Raw genomic sequence first — 17,110 nt, 5'->3', positions numbered from 1 at the left:
CATCATGAAACAGCAACTTCTGGTTATTGGCGCGGGGTTCGGCGGTCTGTGGAGTGCCTTGAGCGCCGCCCGCCTGCTGGACATGCATGACCGCCAGGATGTGGAGATCACCCTGCTGGCGCCGCAAGCCGAACTGCGCATTCGCCCGCGCTTCTATGAAGCCGATGTGCATAGCATGTTCGCCCCGCTGGATGCCCTGCTCGACGCGGTGAACGTGCGCTTCGTCAAAGGCACCGCTGAACGCATCGACGAGCAGACCCGCCGCGTCGGCTATCGCGACGAGGCCGGCCGCCCTGCCGAACTGCCCTACGACAGGCTGGTGCTGGCCTCCGGCAGTCGGTTGTCACGTCCCCCGGTGCCGGGCCTGAACGAGCACGCCTTCGACGTTGACCAGATCGAGTCTGCCGCTCGCCTGGAGCGTCATCTGATGTCGCTCGGCAATCAACCTGCCAGCCGCGCCCGCAACACGGTGGTGGTCGCCGGCGGCGGCTTCACCGGCATCGAGACAGCCACCGAAATGCCCGCCCGCCTGCGCGCCGTGCTGGGTGCCGACCAGGAGGTACGAGTGATTATCGTCGATCGCGGTGAGCGCATCGCCGCCGCCATGGGCGACGGCATTCGTCCTTCCATCGTCGAGGCCTCCGAAGCGCTGGGCATCGAGTGGATCACCGGCGCAACGGTCGCTTCGGTAGACGCCAACGGCGTAACCCTCGCCGACGGCCGACACATCGAGAGCCACACGGTGATCTGGACCGTTGGTTTCCGCGCAAGTCCCCTCACCGAACAGCTCACTGGCGAGCGCGATGGCCAGGGCCGTCTGCACGTTGACGGCCACCTGAAGGTCCGTGGCCAGGACAACGTGTTCGCCGCAGGCGACGTGGCCTACGCGGCCACCGACGATATCGGCAATTTCGCCGCGATGTCCTGCCAGCACGCGATCAGCCTGGGCCGCCACGCCGGCAACAACGCCGCCGCCGACCTGCTGGGCGTCCCCCCGACCCCCTACCGCCAGCCCAAGTACGTGACTTGCCTGGACCTGGGTGCCTGGGGCGCGGTGTACACCGAAGGTTGGGATCGTCAGCTGAAGCTGGTGAAGGAAGAAGCCAAGGAACTCAAGACGCAAATCAACACCCTGTGGATCTACCCCCCGGCCCCCGACCGGCGCACCGCCCTGGCCGCAGCCGACCCCCTGATCCCGGTGGCCTGAACACCTCGCGCCATTTTCCTGCCGTCGCGAGAGCGACATTCGCCTGATGCATTCGACCCAAGCAATAGGAGAACGACCATGACCATGCCACTGAAATCCTTCCCACGGCAGCAAGCGGATGCCGAGGAACTGGTGCCTTCGCGCTACGCACTGCGGCTCGGCGAGATTGATGTACTGGTGGTCAGCGATGGCGTGCTGCCGCTGCCGACCGAAACCATGTCCACCAACGCCGACCCGGCTGCCCGCGCGGCCTGGTTCAAGGACATGTACCTCGGACCGGACATGTTCGACTGGGCACTGAACGTGCTGGTGGTGCGCAGCGGCGAGCAGACCGTCCTGGTTGACGCCGGGTTGGGCGGCCAGTTCCCCGGTTTTCCACGAGCCGGGCAGTTCCCCAAGCGACTGGAGGCCGCCGGTATCGACCTCGCGTCCATCACCGACGTGGTGATCACCCACATGCACATGGACCATATCGGCGGGCTGCTCGTCGATGAGGTGAAGAACCGCCTGCGTCCCGACGTGCGCATCCACGTCACGGCCACCGAAGTCGACTTCTGGACAACCCCCGATTTCTCCCAGACCTCGATGCCCCAACCGGTGCCGGACGTCCTGCGCAGAACCGCCAACCAGTTCATGGAGCAGTACCACAGCAAGCTACAGATCTTCGAGGATGAGCATGAGGTGGCACCGGGCGTGGTCGCCAAACTCACCGGCGGCCACACGCCCGGGCACTGCGTGGTCTACGTGACCTCCGGCGGCGAGCGCCTGACCTTCGCCGGTGACGCCCTGTTCCCGGTGGCCTTCGATCATCCCGACTGGCACAACGGCTTCGAACACGATCCCGAGGAATCGGTTCGCGTTCGAGTCCGCCTGCTACAGGAAGCGGCGGCGAGCGGCGAGCTGTTCGTCGCCACCCACCTGCCCTTCCCCTCGGTCGGCCGAGTGGCGGTCGACGGTGACGCTTTCCGCTGGATTGCAGCCTTCTGGGATTATTGATCGACTGCTGGTATCAGGCCTGCGCCTGGCCTGCTCAGATTACGCAATTGGATCGACTGAGAGCGGGCGAAGGCCCCCGCTGCAACCCCATGTAGTCAGGGCCCGGCATCCGGGCCCTGAGGCTCAGGCCTGCTTCAAGGCGCCATCGAACGCTGGCGTCAAACCCGACAATTGCAGCTTGCGGACAAAATCGCCAAGACGCTGCTGCTTGTAGGCTTCCACGTCCATGTCACGGTAGTCGTAGAAACCCTGGCCATCTCGCAAGCCATTGCGACCGTTTTGCATGTTGTCGGCGATCACCTGTGGCGATTCGAAGCGCGGTGACAGCGCTCCACTCAGGTAGCGCGAGGCGTAGTACAAAATGTCGCCGCCGCCCCAGTCGATGAATTCAAGCAGGCCCAGCACCGAGAAGCGCAGCCCGAAGCCGACGCGCACTGCGGTGTCGATATCTTCTGCGCTGGCCACGCCCTCCTCCACCATCCGTGCGGCTTCGTTCATCACCAATGCCTGAATGCGCGGCACGATGTAGCCAGCCACCGGATTGCACACCACGGGCACCTTGCCGATCCGCTTGAGCAGTTGCAGCAGCCGCTCGACGACCTGAGGGCAGGTCGCTTCGCTGCGGCTGACTTCCACCAGCGGCATCAGGTATGCGGGATTGAGCCAGTGCGCGTTCACGAAGCGCGCAGGCGTGCTGACCATTTCGCTCAACTCGGTGACGAGAAACGTCGACGTCGTCGAGGCGATGATGGTCGACGCCGGGACATGCTCGCTGACCCAGGCGAAGGTCTCCTGCTTGACCGCGATGACCTCCGGCACCGCTTCGAACACCAGGTCGCACTGAGGCATTGTCGCCGCGGCCTGGGACCGGGATTGCACCGTCAGCCGGGCTATCGCGATGTCCGCCTGATCTCCCTCGAGCACACCAAGGCGTACCAGCATCTGCAATTCGCTGCGGATGTTGTTGCGCACACGCTCGAAGTAGCCGTGCCGTTCCTCCTCGGAGCGATCCTTGATGTCGATGAGGGTGACCGGCAAGCCCGCATGGATGAACGCCAGGGCAATGCCCTCACCCATACGGCCGGCGCCGACCACGCTGACCTGGGGCTGCGCGGCGTTCATCAGTTGTAGCCCTTGGTCAGCAGTTCGGTCATCTGCGCTCGACTCAGTTTGGCCAGACCGAGGTTTTCCAGGGTGCGGCCTTCGGCGTAGAGATCCCGTGCAGCGACGACCGAAGCAATGCTCAGCAGACCCTGCGCGACCGGAGTCGGAACACCGGCCCAGCGACCGACGGACACCAGGAAGGACAGGCCCAGGCGGGTGTCTTCGAGCATGTAGCGGTGCTTCTGCAGGTCGATGTCTTCGCGCCAGTCGCCGCTGTCGGTCAGCTTGCCGTGGGCACCGCGACCGTACATCCACTCATCGCCTTCGGTGGTGTTGTAGTGGTCGGCCAGAGGGAAGTGCGGCGCGCCGTAGGTCAGTGCTTCGCGCACGGCCATGCGCTCGGCATCGAGCTGGTTGGTCACGCGGCGGATCGACGGTTGGGTACCTTCGTTATGAATGTCCCAGGCCTCGAAATGCTCCAGGGGACCGGCGTTCATCATGATCAGCGGCGGATGGATGATCGGGCCTGCGTTCATCAACGCACCGCTCAGGGCGTCTTCAATCGGCTCGACGCTCGGATAGGCCTCGCGCAGTACCGCAAAAGCATGCTCGGACAGGTTGCTGGGGAATACGCCGGTTGGCAGGCGGGTGGCGTAACCGCTGATCACCAGGTCGCTGGCGCCATGCTTGCGTACCAGATACGGCAACGTACCGGTTTCAGCGAAGGCGACCTTGCTCCGGTTGCCCGCATCGGCCATGGCCTTGGCGAACACGAAGCTGCCGAAAGTGCCCGGCGGCAGGAACACCACCTGACCGTCGTGCAGGTGCGGCGCAACATGTCTGGCCAGGTCTTCGTGGGAGGTCGACGGCAGCGGGATGATCACCAGCTGCGCATCGCCCAGGGCTTCGGCCAGGTCGTCGGTGAACGACAGCTTGTCGCCCTGCTGGCCGACGGACAACTGGCGAGTGCCCTTGTAGTCCTTGATGGTCAGGCTGCCGATGGCCAGCAGCTCCTTGAGCGCGGTGGAGTCTCGACGCCACAGGCGGGTCGAGTGCCCCTTTTCAGCCATTTCGACAGCAGCGGCGTAACAGCCGTGACCACCACCCAGCACAGTAATATTCATGCAGATACTCCTTTTTGTCAGTGACTCGATCCTATCGAGCCGCACCGTCGCGCACTTATCCGATTGCGCAGCCGACTGACGGATTGCGCAGGGGTCTCAATGCTTCTGCCGCCGCAGGGTGTCCGACGGCAGACAGCCATAGCGTTGCCGATAAGCGCTGGAGAAATGTCCGAAGCTGTTGATGCCGTGACGCAACAGGATATCGGTGACGGTTTCACCGGCCCTGCCCTGTTTGAGCGACTCGTGGATCACCGCCAGGCGACGGTCACGGATGTATTCGACCGGTGCCTGCTGAAGGAACTGGTTGAAACCGTTTTGCAGGGTGCGCACCGAGACGCCACACAGTTCGCTCAAGGTCGTCAGGCTGATCGGTTCGTCGAGGTGTTCCTCGATGTAGTCACGGGCCTTTTTCACGTGGTGCGGCAGCGGCGCGCGCGAGTCGATCAAAAGGTCCGCCGAGTAGTTGTGCGGCAGCTGTGTGAGCAGCAGTTGCATCAGGTATTCGGACAAGCCGCTGGCGAGACGCGAACCGTCCACGCCGCTGCCGTACAGCCGGCAGATGTAGTCCAGGGTGTGATAGAGGCTGACGACGCCCGCGCCCAGGTGGTCGACGCTGACATCAAAGATCACCGACTGCCGCAGGCTGCGGCCGAGCAGGCGTTGCAATTGTGTCTCCAGGGCATCACGGTCGACGCGCAGGATCAGGTTGCGGCACTCGCCATCGGTGACGATGCGGCTTTGCGCGAACGGCGAGGAAACGCTCAGGTAGCCCGACTGCATCGCCGCGCTGCGCCGCCCGTGGGCCACTTCGCAGTGCCCCTGCAAGGTAATGCGAAACAGGTACTGATCGGCAATGTCGCCGATGGTGATCTCCACCGGCGCGCCATAGCGCAGGTCGAGCAGTGCCGAATCGCCGAAAAACACCCCGTTGAGCCGAGTGTGGATGGGCTCGTCACGCAGCACGTTAAAGCTGTGGGGGCACAGGTATTGGCTGACCTTGTCCTTGATCTCGCGGTAATCGGCCGAGCTGAGCAGGCTGTGCCGTTCCAGCAGGTGTACATCATTCAACATCACGGGTTCTCCTGTCCTGAAGCACCTCGGCCCCGCCCCCCTTCAAAAGGAGCGAGGCCGGGGCGCCGAACGTGGACTATGACCAATCAGGCCCGGGTCGGATACTCCCGGGCATAGCTTTCCCGAAAACGACGGCAGCCACGCCAGAGCAGTAGCACCGTCAACACCGATGCACCGGCGATCACCAGCGACATCGACGACCCCACCGCCGCAGGCGATCCGAAGTAGCGGTCGGTCAACAGCGCCACCAGCGTGGTGCCCAGGCCCAGGCCCAGCAGATTGCTGATCAGCAGGAACACCGCCGAGACCTGTGCGCGCACCTGGTTCGGCGCGAGGATCTGCATCGCCGCCGTGGACGCCGGCATCGGAAACGAAGCGAAGAACATCGCCGGCACCAACAGCGTCACCGACAGCCACAGTTGATCGACTTGCGGGAACAGCACGGCCGGCACCGCCATGCCGAGAGCACCGATGACGCCGGTGCGCATGGCGGCATCCTGATGACCTTTCTTGGCCAGGTAGTCGGTGAGCCATCCGCCGAACAGCACGCCTGCGGTATTGGCCACCAACAGCACGGTGCCGAGCATGTAGCCGGCCTCCATTGGCGACAGGCCGAACTTGCGGATGTACAGCGCCGGGCTCCAGCTCATCATGCAGAACAGGGCCATGGCGTAGAACGAAAAGCCCAGGTAATGGCAGGTGAAGGTGGCACGGTGACGACCGAGGAAACGCAAGCCATCGCTCATCGCAACCTTCTTGGCCTGACCCTGTGCATCGACCTGCAGCCCCTTGCGCGCCGGGTCGCGCACGGTAAGCCAGATCAACAGGCCGACCACGATACCGGGCAGGCCGACAATGAAGAACGCCAGTTGCCAGGCCTTCATCGCACCGAGAACGGCGACTTCGATGGTGTTCATGTCCTTGAGCATCGCGATCACATAGCCACCCACCAGGAAGGCCAGGCCACCACCGACGAACGAGCCGATCGAGTAGATGCCCACGGCGCGGCCAAGTTTTTCCTTGGGGAACATGTCGCTGAACATCGAGTAGGCCGAGGGCGACAGGGCCGCTTCGCCGACACCGACGCCAATGCGGGCGAGGAACATGTGCAGGAAGTTCTTGCTCATGCCGCAGGCAGCCGTCGCCAGGCTCCAGAACACCACGCCGACGGCGATGATCTTCGGCCGGGAGAAGCGATCCGCCAGGTAGGCGATGGGCATGCCCATGAAGGCGTAGAACAACGAAAAGGCCAGCCCATGCAGCAAGCTGAACTGAGTGTCGCTGATCTGCAGGTCGGCTTTGATCGGTTCGATCATCAGCGCCAGGATCTGCCGATCCACAAATGAAAAGATGTAGGCGATCATGCACAGGCCGACCACGTACCACTCGTAAATGTAGGTTTTCTTCTTCTGCTGTTGCAGGACCGCGTTATCGACCTGGATATTCACTAGTGTTTGCTCCTCTTGGAATCCGCTCATGGGCGCAGCGCGCCGGGTGACGGTGCGCTGCGCACCGACTGGGAAGTTGCGGGGCAGAGGTAAAGGACAAAGGGTTCGAACATGGTCAGGCCTCTTATTGTTATGGGGTCAAACTCCCGGTGGACCGGGCTTACCAGAACTTCCAGGTGTAGGTCGTGGCGAAACGGAATTCGTTGTAGTCGTAGCCGTACTTCTGTTTCACGTCGATGTTGCGCAGGTCCAGCCCCAGGCCTTGCAGCGCCCCGCTCTGCACCACGTAGCTGAGCCCCAGGAAGCGTTCGCTTTCCTGGTTGTCGCTCAGGTTGGCGCCACGGTCCCAATTGGTTCCCTTGATGTAGCGGGTGTAGAGCTTCAGCCCCGGCATGCCCATCCCGGCAAAGTCATAGCTGTAGCGCGCGCCCCAGGACTTTTCATCCGGGCGGACAAACCCCAGGGACGACCAGTGCACCAGATAAGGTTGCGGGATAAAACCGTTCATCGTCGGGAACACGCTTTCACCGAGCATGCGCTGGTAACTGAGGCCAAACATGTGGGCGCCTTTGAGCAAGGTGAACAAGCCACCGTAGGAACGGTTGTCGATCTCACCGTTCAAGGCACTACCATCTTCATTGTTATTGAAGTAGCGCAAGTCGGTCTTGAGTTTGTAGCCATTACCCAAGTCAGCCATATGCATCAGGCCGAAATAGTGCTGCTGATAAATATCGTGCAACACGCCATAGAAATAACTGGCTTGCAGGTTCTTGGTAATGTCGTAAGTGGCGCCGCCGAAGTCCAGGCCGTCACTGTCGAGATTATCGGTGGAGCCAAACTTGTACAGTTTCTCGTGGTTGGAAGATTCCCGTGTCACGGCAGACCAGAACCGGCCACCGGTCATCGTCAATCCATCGACTTCCCTGGACTCGACCACCGCCCCTTGATAGATCGTATCCAGTTGCCGACTGGTGTCATCGTACGCCACCGGCAATTGAGGGCGAAGGTCACCGACCTTCAACTCGGTCTTGCTGTAGCGCATTTTGAAGGTTGCACCGGCGCGACTGTAGTCATCCGCCGTCTGCTGGTCACTGACGCTGTAAGGCAGCGAACCATCGTTGCCCGATGAATCCAGGCGCACTGCGTATTGCGCATCCACATCAAGGCCGATCGCCAGGGCCGTGTCGGTGTAACCGGACGTAAACTGTGCATCGAACCCCTGAGACCAACTATGCACTTCAGAAACCGGCGCATTGTTATTGGTGTAATTACGGTGCAAGTAGAAGTTACGCGTATCCACTTTCAAGTGACTATCATCGACAACATCGGCATAGGCTGCCAACGGCGAACAGATCATTCCCAATACGCCGGCAATACCAAGCCCACGGTAAGATTGTTTTACCTGAAGCATCTAACTTCTCCACATCTGTATGTGCTGGGCACTGTATTTATAGGAGCAGATTCGAACTAAAAGTTAAAAATGCCGGCAACCGAACACCGAGCCTTCCTGCGCAGGAAGGCGAATTGCATCAGGGATATAAAGAACGATGGGTTCGAGCATTGTCAGGCCTATTGTTGTTATGGGGTAAGACGCCAGGCGGGCTCAATGCAGCAGCCAGCCAAGACGACACTCCTCTTGTCTACCCAAGGTAAGTCAGTAGGCGCCGCGCCGATATCGAGATGAACAGCATCCGTTGGGGGGAAAACTTCAACCCGGCTAAAGGTTTCCCTTAGTCGACTCAAGCGCGCAGGGCACACAGAGCGAGATGGCAAGCCTGTATTGCATAAGCCTTCCTATAGCGAGGTCTTGTTGTTGGATGGGCCCTAAACTAGCGATTGCGCTGCCTGCCAACCTCCCCGATTGCGCAGGCGATTCTCCAATTACGCAGCCTGATGCAGCCCTTGGATGACAGGCAGAGAACGGCCTGAGCAGCCAGTCGCAAATGTCCACGAAACCATGGGCGTTTCACTCTGGGGTACACAGGCATTCAGCTTCCCTGCGCTCCCGGTTCCCGACTGGGAGCGCGGCGCCTACAAAGTTGCCATTGTCATTGGTCGTCCATCTTTGTCGACGATTGTGGCCGGCGCTCAGTGCTCTCTTCGGCGTTGGGCGCTTCTGGAAAGGTCCCTGGCGTGAACACATGGGTCTGCAGGTCGCTGGCATCGACTTCGGCGACACCATGAACCGAACGGGCCAGTTCAATGGCCTGTTCACACTGTCTATGAGTGTTGACGCGGCCGCTTAACCCCACTATGCCCGCATGGGTTTTGACATTGATATGCAGGCTAAGGGTCGGATCGGAAAATGCCAGGGCCGACTTCACCCTGGCGGTAATCCATGCATCGTGAACGGCCATTTCCAGACCATGAGAGTAATGCTGGAAGGAGTGAATTTTCATGGCTGAACCCTCTCTCGAGTAATCAGACGTATTGTCCATCCCTTTTGCTGTGCTGCCCTCTGCCTGTCAGGTGAACGCTATGGATACCTGATTCGTTTTGGAGCGCTCGCCACACAAACATTGACAGACATTAATTATAGTACGGCCGTTGCCTGCGGTCAGAGCGCTGTCCCCGTGAACGTCCGCCCTGGTCGCTTTGTGTCAGGCGCAATACCTATAGAGCCTCCAAACAGTCCTTGCTTGGCCGATTGCTACCTGTCGCCAATACCTCATGGGTTTCACTGACGCCCTCCCGGGCGGTGCTGACCGCCGTGTTAATGCGAAAAGTTTGCTCAAAAACCTGCACATTTTTATTCTTCAAACCAAAGTCGTGGTCGGGCGCCCTCTCACACCCGCAAACATTGCCGGAGGAAGAAGGTGCATCGCACGACGCAATCAACTGTCCGGAATGTGCTTTTTTCGAGGGAAAAATGGCAGTGCATTGACCTGGTTTTTTACCCCGACCAGGGCTTTTTTGATGGCCGATTGGCTTATAACCCCCGATTTTTACCCTGGAATATGGAAAAAAAGACGAAAAAATCGACGGGGCTTTCATGCGCCTCCCGACTCGCCGAAAGCCAGTCATGGTGCTGGCTGCGTCCTCCGGTGATAGCAATATGCGACCAGTTTCGGCACTGCCGTTGGTCAGCAAAATTGATCAAAAAATGAACGCAGACGGATTTTTTCGTTCAGAATACGCAACAGGTCACACGGGCTCCGATGCTCAGCTGACTCAAGAAGCGGAAGTTAAACCTCATATAGACGCCCAGTGCGAATGAGGTTTTTTGTTACCTGAAAATGGAACTAACCGAATGATCAAAAAGTTCATTCGCTAAACTCGCTTTTTTCTTCGCAGCACAACGCCGCAAGATTAAATAATAGAAATTGCTGGATCCTGACTGCAGTCAGCAACGGATAAATTCAACTAGCCGTGCTGAAGTCATGTTGATCCACTAAGAGTACAAAGAGGTAATCATGGAACTTGGTATACTGACTTCGCCAGCCGCGGAATATATTCGCCTGGGCGTTGTATATTTCCATCTTATCGCCTGCTGCGTGGCAATCGGGCTTGTGTTGACCAGTGACATTGCAATGGTCAAGCAACTCCTGAAGGGGGATGTGTCGGGTCACCATGATGACGCGCATCTGGAAAGCCTTCAAAAAACCGTATCGCTTGCACTGGTAGCGCTTTGGATTACGGGCATTGCTATTGTCGGAATAGATTATGCCGGCAAGGGGATGGAATATTTCCTCAATCCAAAGTTGCAAGCCAAAATCGGCATCGTTGTGCTGTTGACCTTTAATGGTTTCCTGTTGCATAGCGCTGTATTGCCGGCACTGAAGAAAGCCGGTTCGATACTCAAACTCTCTTTCAACTTGCGCATGCTGGCGCTGTTTTCCGGCGCGCTCTCTGGTGTGTCGTGGTTCTATGCCGCCATGCTCGGTGTCGGTCGTCCGCTGGCCTGGAAATACTCGCTGGTCGAGTTGCTGGCAGCCTATCCGGTTCTCATCGTCGGTGGCTTTGGAATGATGGTGCTGCTCACCGTCTGGGCGAAAAACAAAAACGCTGAAGGCCGTATGGAGCAAGGCACCTGGGGAACCGGGAACGCCGCTCTGGCTGGCTGGTGAAGTCAGGTTGAACAAGCCCGTTCAGCCTTTGCCAATGAATTCCGTTTTTAACTGTTTACCCATCTCACTTTCTCACTTGAGGATATCCAAATGAAATCCATGAAAGCTCTCTTCGTCATCGCCGCTCTGACCGCTTCTTCTCTGGCGATGGCCACCGGTGGTGGTGACAAGACATTCAATCGCATGGAATCGGCCCGCAAGGTCTCGATGGAAGCCTTCCAGGTTGCGCAGAAGCAGAAGGCTGAAGCCGCTGTAGCTCAAAGCAAGGCCAAGGCAAGCAATCGCACCAACGGCTGATCGGTGTAGCGCGACCGCGCAACACGATGGCAAAAAAGGGACTTCACGGAATCCCGGGGTACACAAATAACGAAATATCCGTGTAGGAGCTGCCGCAGGCTGCGATCTTTTGATCTTGATCTTCAGCAATCTTCTGATCGCAAAAGCAAGATCAAAAGATCGCAGCCTGCGGCAGCTCCTACAGGTATCGGTGTTCCCCGCCATTACGTGAACGACCAAAAAAAAGTCGCAAACCCTGCAGGGTTTGCGACTTTTTTCGATACGTCCTTCAAATTCCCGGGACGTTTTCTACGGGTATGCCTGACGTTGCGTAGCGTGCAGGCCTAGTTCTGTACCTCAACCACGTCGACATCCGGCGCGTCTGGAGCATCCTCGGCATCTGGAGCGTCCGGGGCATCCGCCACATCCTCTCTGGCTTCCCTCGCCTTGGCCTTGGCCGCCTCTCTGGCCGCGTTCGCATCAGCTTTGGCGTCGTTCCGGGCAGCATCTGCAGCAGCCCGGGCTGCATCTCTGGCTGCATCTGCATCTGCCTTGGCAGCGTCCCGGGCGGCATCTGCAGCGGCCCTCGCAGCATCTCTGGTTGCATCTGCACCCGCTACACCTGCAGCTTTTGCAGCGTCACGAGCAGCATCCGCCGCAGCTCTGGCGGCATCTCTGGTTGCATCTGCATCCGCTCTCGCAGCATCCCGGGCTGCGTCTGCATCAGCTCTGGCAGCGTCTCTGGCTGCATCTGCGTCATTTTTGGCAGCATCCCTGGCTGCATCCGCGGCATTGTTGTCAGCCCTGTCAACCTTATCGGCCTTGTCAGCCCTATCAGCCTTGTCAGCCCTATCGGCCTTGTCAGCCCTATCGGCCTTGTCAGCCCTATCGGCCCTGTCAGCCTTATCAGCCTTATCAGCCTTGTCAGCCTTGTCAGCCTTGTCGCCACGTGCATTGCCTGGGCCTGCGTTTCCGGCAACACCACCATGGTCAGCATCACCGCGCCCCATGCCGCCATGTCCTGCGCCACCATCGCCGCCACCATCGCCATGGCCACCGCCGGCGTTACCGCCTGCGCCATTACCACCGTGACCACCGCCTCCGGAGCCTCCATTGCCGGAGCCACCGCCGCCGCTACCACCAGCGCCGCCGCCACCGCTACCACCAGCACCGCTGCCACCGTGGCCGCCTCCGCCGTCACCACCATGACCGCCGCCTCCGGAGCCACCGCCGCCACCACCGTGACCGCCACCGCCTCCGTTACCGCCACCACCGCTGCCGCCATCTTTGGCATGCACGCTGGAGAAGCTACCGACGTAATCGGGCACCAGCACAGTCGATGCAGACAGGACTGCGCCAATTGCCAGGGCCAACAAACATTTTTTGAGAAGCATGATGCACCTCCGCTTGGAGTTGCGTAGTCATGTCCGTATCGAACGCAATGTCCAGTGAGTTCCCGGCCGCCCATTGGAGCGGCCAGCCAACCGGCACGGCCATTAATTTGCAGCAAAAACAAGCAACTGCGGTTCCGAACGATCCTTCAGAGCCAGTCGGCATCTGTGCGTGGGAAATATTCCCACATCTTTAGAGTAGGCCTGTCAGCCCCTGTGTCAACGACCGAACATCCGGACTGAAGCAGGCGCAGGCCCGGGTTGAGGCGACGAAACCCATCAGGGCCGGGAAACAGGCGGGTATCAGTAGGTGTGGGTGAACACCAGTCCAGCCTCGCCATCCGGGCTGGCATCGGAAAACCCCTTGACGGCATATAACTGAAACTTCCAGTTCTGATTGAGCTTGTGGGTGAGGAAGAGAGTGAGTTCCTTGATCTCGTCGCCCGTGGAGACGACCTTCTGCCGCCAGTCGTAAGACACCCCCGCCGTGGTGCGCGCGAACACGGGCATGGCGAAACCGAGGCCGGCGAATATCGGGTTGTCGAAATCGGAGCCCGACGGATCGCCGTATTTTTTCCAGCCCAGGGTGGCGAACCCGGTCACCCGGCCGAAGGCCTTGGCGACATCGACCTGGGCGGAGTAGTCGGTTTTGCCGGTGCCCAGGCACTTGTCTTCGTCGGCGGTGGGCAACTTGACCTTGCCGATCAGGTCAACGAACAGCCCGCCAATGTTGCCGTCAAGCACGGCGTAGTCGGCACCGGCGACAGTGTCGCCCAGACCGCTTTCCACTTTGCCGCAACCGCCGGGCAACGGCTCACCGTCAGGGCCCACCGAAGGATTGGTGATGCGCAACCAGGGCACAGTGAGCTTGTAGGTCATGGGACCGGTTTCGTATTTGCCCACCAGCGGGACGTACCAGGTTTCGGAAGTAGTGCCGGTGCCATAATCGCCCCGGGAGTAGTCGGTTCCGATCGAGGTCGAGAAGGTATCGGCCAGGGCCGGCAAGGCCAGGCTGGCCAGCCAACCGATGAGCAGGATGCGCTTGGGGTCCATGTTCACCTCGTGTCTTGCGTCATCGAAGTCCACACGCAGGCTTTGTTGCGTGACTAACACAGCCTAGTGACTTATGGCGCAAGTGCATCATGCCTTCACGGTTTATCCCGACTTGCCAGAGCGGTCGACCTTTTCAACCTTCTCGATTTTTTCAACTTTTTCAACTTTTTCGACCTTCTCGACTTTTTCCGGCCGATCAACTTTCTCAACCTTTTCTGGCCGATCGACTTTCTCGACTTTCTCCGGACGTTCGACCTTTTCGACTTTCTCTACCTTCTCTACCCTCTCCACTCTCTCGACCTTGCCGGATTGCTCGACCTTCTCGACACGCTCTGACTTGCCGGACTTGTCCACGTCCACGCGTTCGATATTGTCGCCACCACCATGACTGTCATTGCCCCCGTGGCGAGTATCGTCGACAACGCTCTCGGAGCGGCCGCTCCTGTCACTGCCCGAGTTCCCCGAATCCCCCGAGTGACCGGAGCCGTTGGAGTCGCTTGAGCCGCTCGAGTCGCCGGAGTTGTTGAAATCGTCCGAGCTGCCCGAATGGCCCGAGCCACTTGAGTCGTCCGTGTTTTGCTCACTGTTTCGAAGTTGCCCGTGCCGGTTGCCGGCTGGTGAATCGGAACGCTCGCGAGGCAATTCGATACGCGTGGCCTGTACCTCCCGTGCGCCGCTGAACACGCCGGTGATCCGCACGCGTCGATCCAGTGTCAGCTGCGAAGACTGCACACCGACAAACACGGTGTCGCTCGCCATCGTCACATTAAAGCCACCCACCACCAGGCGACGGTCCTGCCGACCCTGTACCAGGCCCTCGATCACTGCATTGTGCGCCCGGCCAATGAAAGGCAGGCTCGGGTCGGGGCGACTCTGGCTCACCTCCAGCTCGCGGCCCGACCACTGGCCACGCACCAGCATTTCCTGCGCCGGTCCCGGATGGTTGCCGAGTTTGAGCCCCTGCAGATAACCGCTGCGATCGACCGGGCCGATGGCGCTGGCCTCCTTGAGGCCGGGCGCGCGGTCGATGCGGCTGGCCACCACTTCACCCCGGGCATCGCGCAGCCCGCTGACCCGTACGGGATCACCCGCACGCAGGCCGGGAGCGACTTGAGCACCGTTGGCCAGGCGTACCGGTTGGCCCATGACGCGCATGGGCATGGAGTCTCTGGGCAGGGCTGTCAGAGGGCCTTCGTAGACATGCAGGATAGCAATGCGTCCGGCCTCCAGACCGCGCCGGGAATTGAACGCCTCCACGGCAACCACCTGGCCTACTGCCAGGCGGGTGCTGGTGGCGGCAATGCCGTTCTCGCTGACAGGCACGTTTTTGTTGAAGTGCACTTCCACGCCATTGACGCAGATCGAGGCGAACCCGGTGATGGTGCCGACAATGCCGGTGCCGCCGATACCGCCGTTGTCGTTGCTGATGCCCGTGCCACCCACGCCGCCGGCAATTGCACCGGTGCCGCCAATGCCGCCTGGACGCTTGTTCAGGGGCGCGCCGGTACCGCCCACCCCGCCGTTGTCGGTGCCGATGCCCGTACCGCCCATGCCGCCAGGCGCCGCCCCCGTACCGCCGGTGCCACCCGGAGCCTCCATGAGCGGCACTTCACTGCTGCCCGCCTCATTCTGGCTGACACAGGCCGGCGCGGCTTGCAACACAATCGGAAGCCCGAGGCCCAGAGCGAGGGCGGCTGCTCGAATCAGGCGCAGATTGACAGTCATGGCTTGGGAGCCGTCGGTGAGTTGGGATCGGAAGTTTCAGTGTAGAAGTACAGGCCGACCGTGATGCGCTGACGCGGTTCGGGGCTGGGCAGGTCGCGAAATTCCAGCTCGGCGGCGAGTCGGTTGAAGCTCAACAGGGCCTGCATCCCCTCGCTGGCAACGGCCTCGCGCAGCGCCTCGACGCTCATCGGGGCCAGTGCGTCATAGTGGACGCTGCGTTCAAAAAAGGCCGGACCTTCGCCGCTCAAGTTGTGTACCGCTGCGCAGGCATGATCGTGCAGGTTGTGCCCCAGGTAAGCCGCTTTCTCATCGAAGCCCTTTTGCGGCACGAAGGCCTGGGCTTCGAGGTGCACACGCTCTTGCTCGTCAAGGCGCACGACGCCCAGGCGCAGCCATTCGTCCAGCACCACCCGCGCCCGGATGTCCGTGCTGACCTTCGCCACCAGGGCATCAAAGGAGCGGTCGCCGCCGACGCTGGCCAAACGAGGCAGCGGCAATGGCTGGCCGGCGTCGTTGCAGAAGGGTGCGCGCGTCCAGGCATTGACCAGTTGCGCACCGAAGGTGATGTTTTCCGGAAGCGTGGAAGTGGCGGGGTCGCCGCTGTTGCGCAAACGCCGTACGTCCTTGCGGTGCACGCCGGTGAGCAGGCTGATGCGGCTGTCGGTCGGTGCCTTGTCGTCCAGACGGAACTCTCGGTCCGCCACATCGACGAACACCTCCTTGAGCAGGTCAGCGAAAACCAGGTACGTGACGCCTTTGCGCAGCATCAGACGTACCAGCGGCCGCATGACATGGCGCAGGGCTTTGAGGAGCGAGGTGGGCAAGGTAGATGATTGCATTCAGCGCATTCCCGGATAGTTAACCCCAGTATAGCTGCGTGGGAAATAATCCCATGAATGCAGGCTGTTTTTTTTGCGTGCCCCCATGCAAAACCGGTCTCCCGGGTTTTGCATGGGGCATCAGGCCGCTTCAGGTCCGGCTGTTGTCGTCGCCGGGTTCGCCGCCAGTGTGAACGCCATTGTCGTCACCCGGTTCGCCGCCCGCGTGAACACCCTTGTCGTCGCCCGGCTCGCCGCCGACATGAACACCATGGTCGTCACCGGGCTCACCACCAACGTGAACGCCGTGATCGTCACCTGGCTCACCGCCAACGTGAACGCCATGATCGTCACCCGGCTCGCCGCCTACGTGAACGCCATGATCATCACCCGGCTCACCGCCTGCGTGGACACCATGATCGTCACCCGCTTCTGCATGGGTACCACTGCGACCGGAGTTCGAGTTTCCGGTACCGGCATGGCCCGAATTCCCATTGCCATTGCCATGGTCGCTGCCGCTATGGCCACTGTTGCCGCCATTGCCACCGCTGTTACCACCGTGGCCTCCACTGTTGCCACCGCCGTTACCACCGTGGCCTCCACCACCGTTACCGCCACCGCCGTCGCCACCGTGGCCTCCACCACCATTACCGCCACCGCCGTTGCCACCGCCTCCACCACCGTTACCGCCACCACCGTTGCCACCGTGGCCTCCACCACCGCCGCCGTTGCCGGTCGAACTTTTCCGGGCGTTCGAAGGCCGGACCGGGGTGAAGATCCTCGAAGGTTATGGACTCACTGAGGGCGCGTGCGTCTCTTCGGTCCACCCG

At 60.6% G+C, this 17,110-nt stretch carries 15 protein-coding genes and 1 pseudogene; 4 read left to right on the top strand and 12 right to left on the bottom strand.

Going from position 1 to position 17,110, the window contains the following annotated elements:
• Positions 1–4 precede the first annotated feature (4 nt).
• Positions 5–1,207 (top strand): NAD(P)/FAD-dependent oxidoreductase, encoded by a 1,203-nt coding sequence (locus tag C9422_RS29685; protein WP_116583095.1) that lies wholly within the window; start codon positions 5–7, stop codon positions 1,205–1,207.
• Between the two features lie 78 nt (positions 1,208–1,285).
• Positions 1,286–2,203, top strand: coding sequence for an MBL fold metallo-hydrolase (locus tag C9422_RS29680; RefSeq protein WP_116583094.1), 918 nt, complete (start codon positions 1,286–1,288; stop codon positions 2,201–2,203).
• Between the two features lie 123 nt (positions 2,204–2,326).
• Here the strand turns inward: C9422_RS29680 and C9422_RS29675 are convergent, their stop codons facing one another.
• From C9422_RS29675 to C9422_RS32110, 7 genes are all read right to left on the bottom strand, one after another.
• Positions 2,327–3,325 (bottom strand): 3-hydroxybutyryl-CoA dehydrogenase, encoded by a 999-nt coding sequence (locus C9422_RS29675; RefSeq protein ID WP_116583093.1) that lies wholly within the window; start codon positions 3,323–3,325, stop codon positions 2,327–2,329.
• A complete protein-coding gene (locus C9422_RS29670; protein WP_116583092.1) occupies positions 3,325–4,431 on the bottom strand; it encodes an NAD/NADP-dependent octopine/nopaline dehydrogenase family protein in 1,107 nt (368 codons plus the stop codon). The genes C9422_RS29675 and C9422_RS29670 overlap by 1 nt, the downstream gene beginning before the upstream one ends.
• Positions 4,432–4,527: 96 nt before the next feature.
• Positions 4,528–5,502 (bottom strand): AraC family transcriptional regulator, encoded by a 975-nt coding sequence (locus tag C9422_RS29665; protein WP_095967115.1) that lies wholly within the window; start codon positions 5,500–5,502, stop codon positions 4,528–4,530.
• An 86-nt stretch (positions 5,503–5,588) separates the two neighbouring features.
• Positions 5,589–6,950 carry an MFS transporter gene (locus C9422_RS29660; protein WP_007971242.1) on the bottom strand — a complete coding sequence of 454 codons (1,362 nt, stop codon included), beginning with the start codon at positions 6,948–6,950 and terminating at the stop codon, positions 5,589–5,591.
• A gap of 160 nt (positions 6,951–7,110) precedes the next feature.
• Entirely contained in the window at positions 7,111–8,361 is a 1,251-nt protein-coding gene (locus C9422_RS29655; protein WP_116583091.1) for an OprD family outer membrane porin, read from the bottom strand.
• A gap of 637 nt (positions 8,362–8,998) precedes the next feature.
• Positions 8,999–9,349, bottom strand: a complete 351-nt coding sequence (locus C9422_RS29650) for a BON domain-containing protein (RefSeq protein WP_116583090.1) — start codon at positions 9,347–9,349, stop codon at positions 8,999–9,001.
• Between the two features lie 214 nt (positions 9,350–9,563).
• Entirely contained in the window at positions 9,564–9,944 is a 381-nt protein-coding gene (locus tag C9422_RS32110) for a hypothetical protein (protein WP_133249047.1), read from the bottom strand.
• 419 nt (positions 9,945–10,363) lie between these two features.
• Here C9422_RS32110 and C9422_RS29645 point away from each other — a divergent pair, with 419 nt between their 5' ends.
• Together C9422_RS29645 and C9422_RS29640 are read left to right on the top strand one after the other, a co-directional pair.
• Positions 10,364–11,017, top strand: a complete 654-nt coding sequence (locus tag C9422_RS29645) for a hypothetical protein (RefSeq protein ID WP_116583089.1) — start codon at positions 10,364–10,366, stop codon at positions 11,015–11,017.
• Positions 11,018–11,107: 90 nt separating this feature from the next.
• Positions 11,108–11,314 (top strand): co-regulatory protein PtrA N-terminal domain-containing protein, encoded by a 207-nt coding sequence (locus C9422_RS29640; protein ID WP_116583088.1) that lies wholly within the window; start codon positions 11,108–11,110, stop codon positions 11,312–11,314.
• A gap of 923 nt (positions 11,315–12,237) precedes the next feature.
• Here C9422_RS29640 and C9422_RS33030 read toward each other — a convergent pair.
• From C9422_RS33030 to C9422_RS32705, 5 genes and pseudogenes are all read right to left on the bottom strand, one after another.
• A pseudogene (locus C9422_RS33030) lies at positions 12,238–12,687 on the bottom strand (hypothetical protein); the annotation flags it as partial.
• Positions 12,688–12,987: 300 nt separating this feature from the next.
• Positions 12,988–13,737 (bottom strand): hypothetical protein, encoded by a 750-nt coding sequence (locus C9422_RS29625; RefSeq protein WP_116583085.1) that lies wholly within the window; start codon positions 13,735–13,737, stop codon positions 12,988–12,990.
• Positions 13,738–13,839: 102 nt separating this feature from the next.
• Complete coding sequence (locus C9422_RS29620) at positions 13,840–15,462, bottom strand: DUF5666 domain-containing protein (protein ID WP_116583084.1); 1,623 nt, start codon at positions 15,460–15,462, stop codon at positions 13,840–13,842.
• Positions 15,459–16,301, bottom strand: a complete 843-nt coding sequence (locus C9422_RS29615; protein WP_116583083.1) for a DUF6502 family protein — start codon at positions 16,299–16,301, stop codon at positions 15,459–15,461. Before C9422_RS29615 ends, C9422_RS29620 begins: the two co-directional genes overlap by 4 nt.
• Positions 16,302–16,431: 130 nt before the next feature.
• Positions 16,432–17,058 (bottom strand): hypothetical protein, encoded by a 627-nt coding sequence (locus tag C9422_RS32705; RefSeq protein ID WP_371924941.1) that lies wholly within the window; start codon positions 17,056–17,058, stop codon positions 16,432–16,434.
• Between the last annotated feature and the right edge of the window lie 52 nt (positions 17,059–17,110).

The organism is Pseudomonas sp. B1(2018) (genome assembly GCF_003097365.1).
Taxonomy (GTDB): domain Bacteria; phylum Pseudomonadota; class Gammaproteobacteria; order Pseudomonadales; family Pseudomonadaceae; genus Aquipseudomonas; species Aquipseudomonas laurylsulfatiphila.
This window is presented reverse-complemented; position numbering and strand designations above follow the sequence as displayed.

Excerpts from the sequence above, each read along its gene's own strand:
- C9422_RS29655 (WP_116583091.1), bottom strand. The coding sequence starts at position 8,361 with ATGCTTCAGGTAAAACAATCTTACCGTGGGCTTGGTATTGCCGGCGTA.
- C9422_RS29650 (WP_116583090.1), bottom strand. The coding sequence starts at position 9,349 with ATGAAAATTCACTCCTTCCAGCATTACTCTCATGGTCTGGAAATGGCC.
- C9422_RS29615 (WP_116583083.1), bottom strand. The coding sequence starts at position 16,301 with ATGCAATCATCTACCTTGCCCACCTCGCTCCTCAAAGCCCTGCGCCAT.
- C9422_RS29685 (WP_116583095.1), top strand. The coding sequence starts at position 5 with ATGAAACAGCAACTTCTGGTTATTGGCGCGGGGTTCGGCGGTCTGTGG.
- C9422_RS29625 (WP_116583085.1), bottom strand. The coding sequence starts at position 13,737 with ATGGACCCCAAGCGCATCCTGCTCATCGGTTGGCTGGCCAGCCTGGCC.
- C9422_RS29680 (WP_116583094.1), top strand. The coding sequence starts at position 1,286 with ATGACCATGCCACTGAAATCCTTCCCACGGCAGCAAGCGGATGCCGAG.
- C9422_RS29670 (WP_116583092.1), bottom strand. The coding sequence starts at position 4,431 with ATGAATATTACTGTGCTGGGTGGTGGTCACGGCTGTTACGCCGCTGCT.
- C9422_RS29620 (WP_116583084.1), bottom strand. The coding sequence starts at position 15,462 with ATGACTGTCAATCTGCGCCTGATTCGAGCAGCCGCCCTCGCTCTGGGC.
- C9422_RS29645 (WP_116583089.1), top strand. The coding sequence starts at position 10,364 with ATGGAACTTGGTATACTGACTTCGCCAGCCGCGGAATATATTCGCCTG.
- C9422_RS29675 (WP_116583093.1), bottom strand. The coding sequence starts at position 3,325 with ATGAACGCCGCGCAGCCCCAGGTCAGCGTGGTCGGCGCCGGCCGTATG.
- C9422_RS32110 (WP_133249047.1), bottom strand. The coding sequence starts at position 9,944 with ATGAAAGCCCCGTCGATTTTTTCGTCTTTTTTTCCATATTCCAGGGTA.
- C9422_RS29665 (WP_095967115.1), bottom strand. The coding sequence starts at position 5,502 with ATGTTGAATGATGTACACCTGCTGGAACGGCACAGCCTGCTCAGCTCG.
- C9422_RS29640 (WP_116583088.1), top strand. The coding sequence starts at position 11,108 with ATGAAATCCATGAAAGCTCTCTTCGTCATCGCCGCTCTGACCGCTTCT.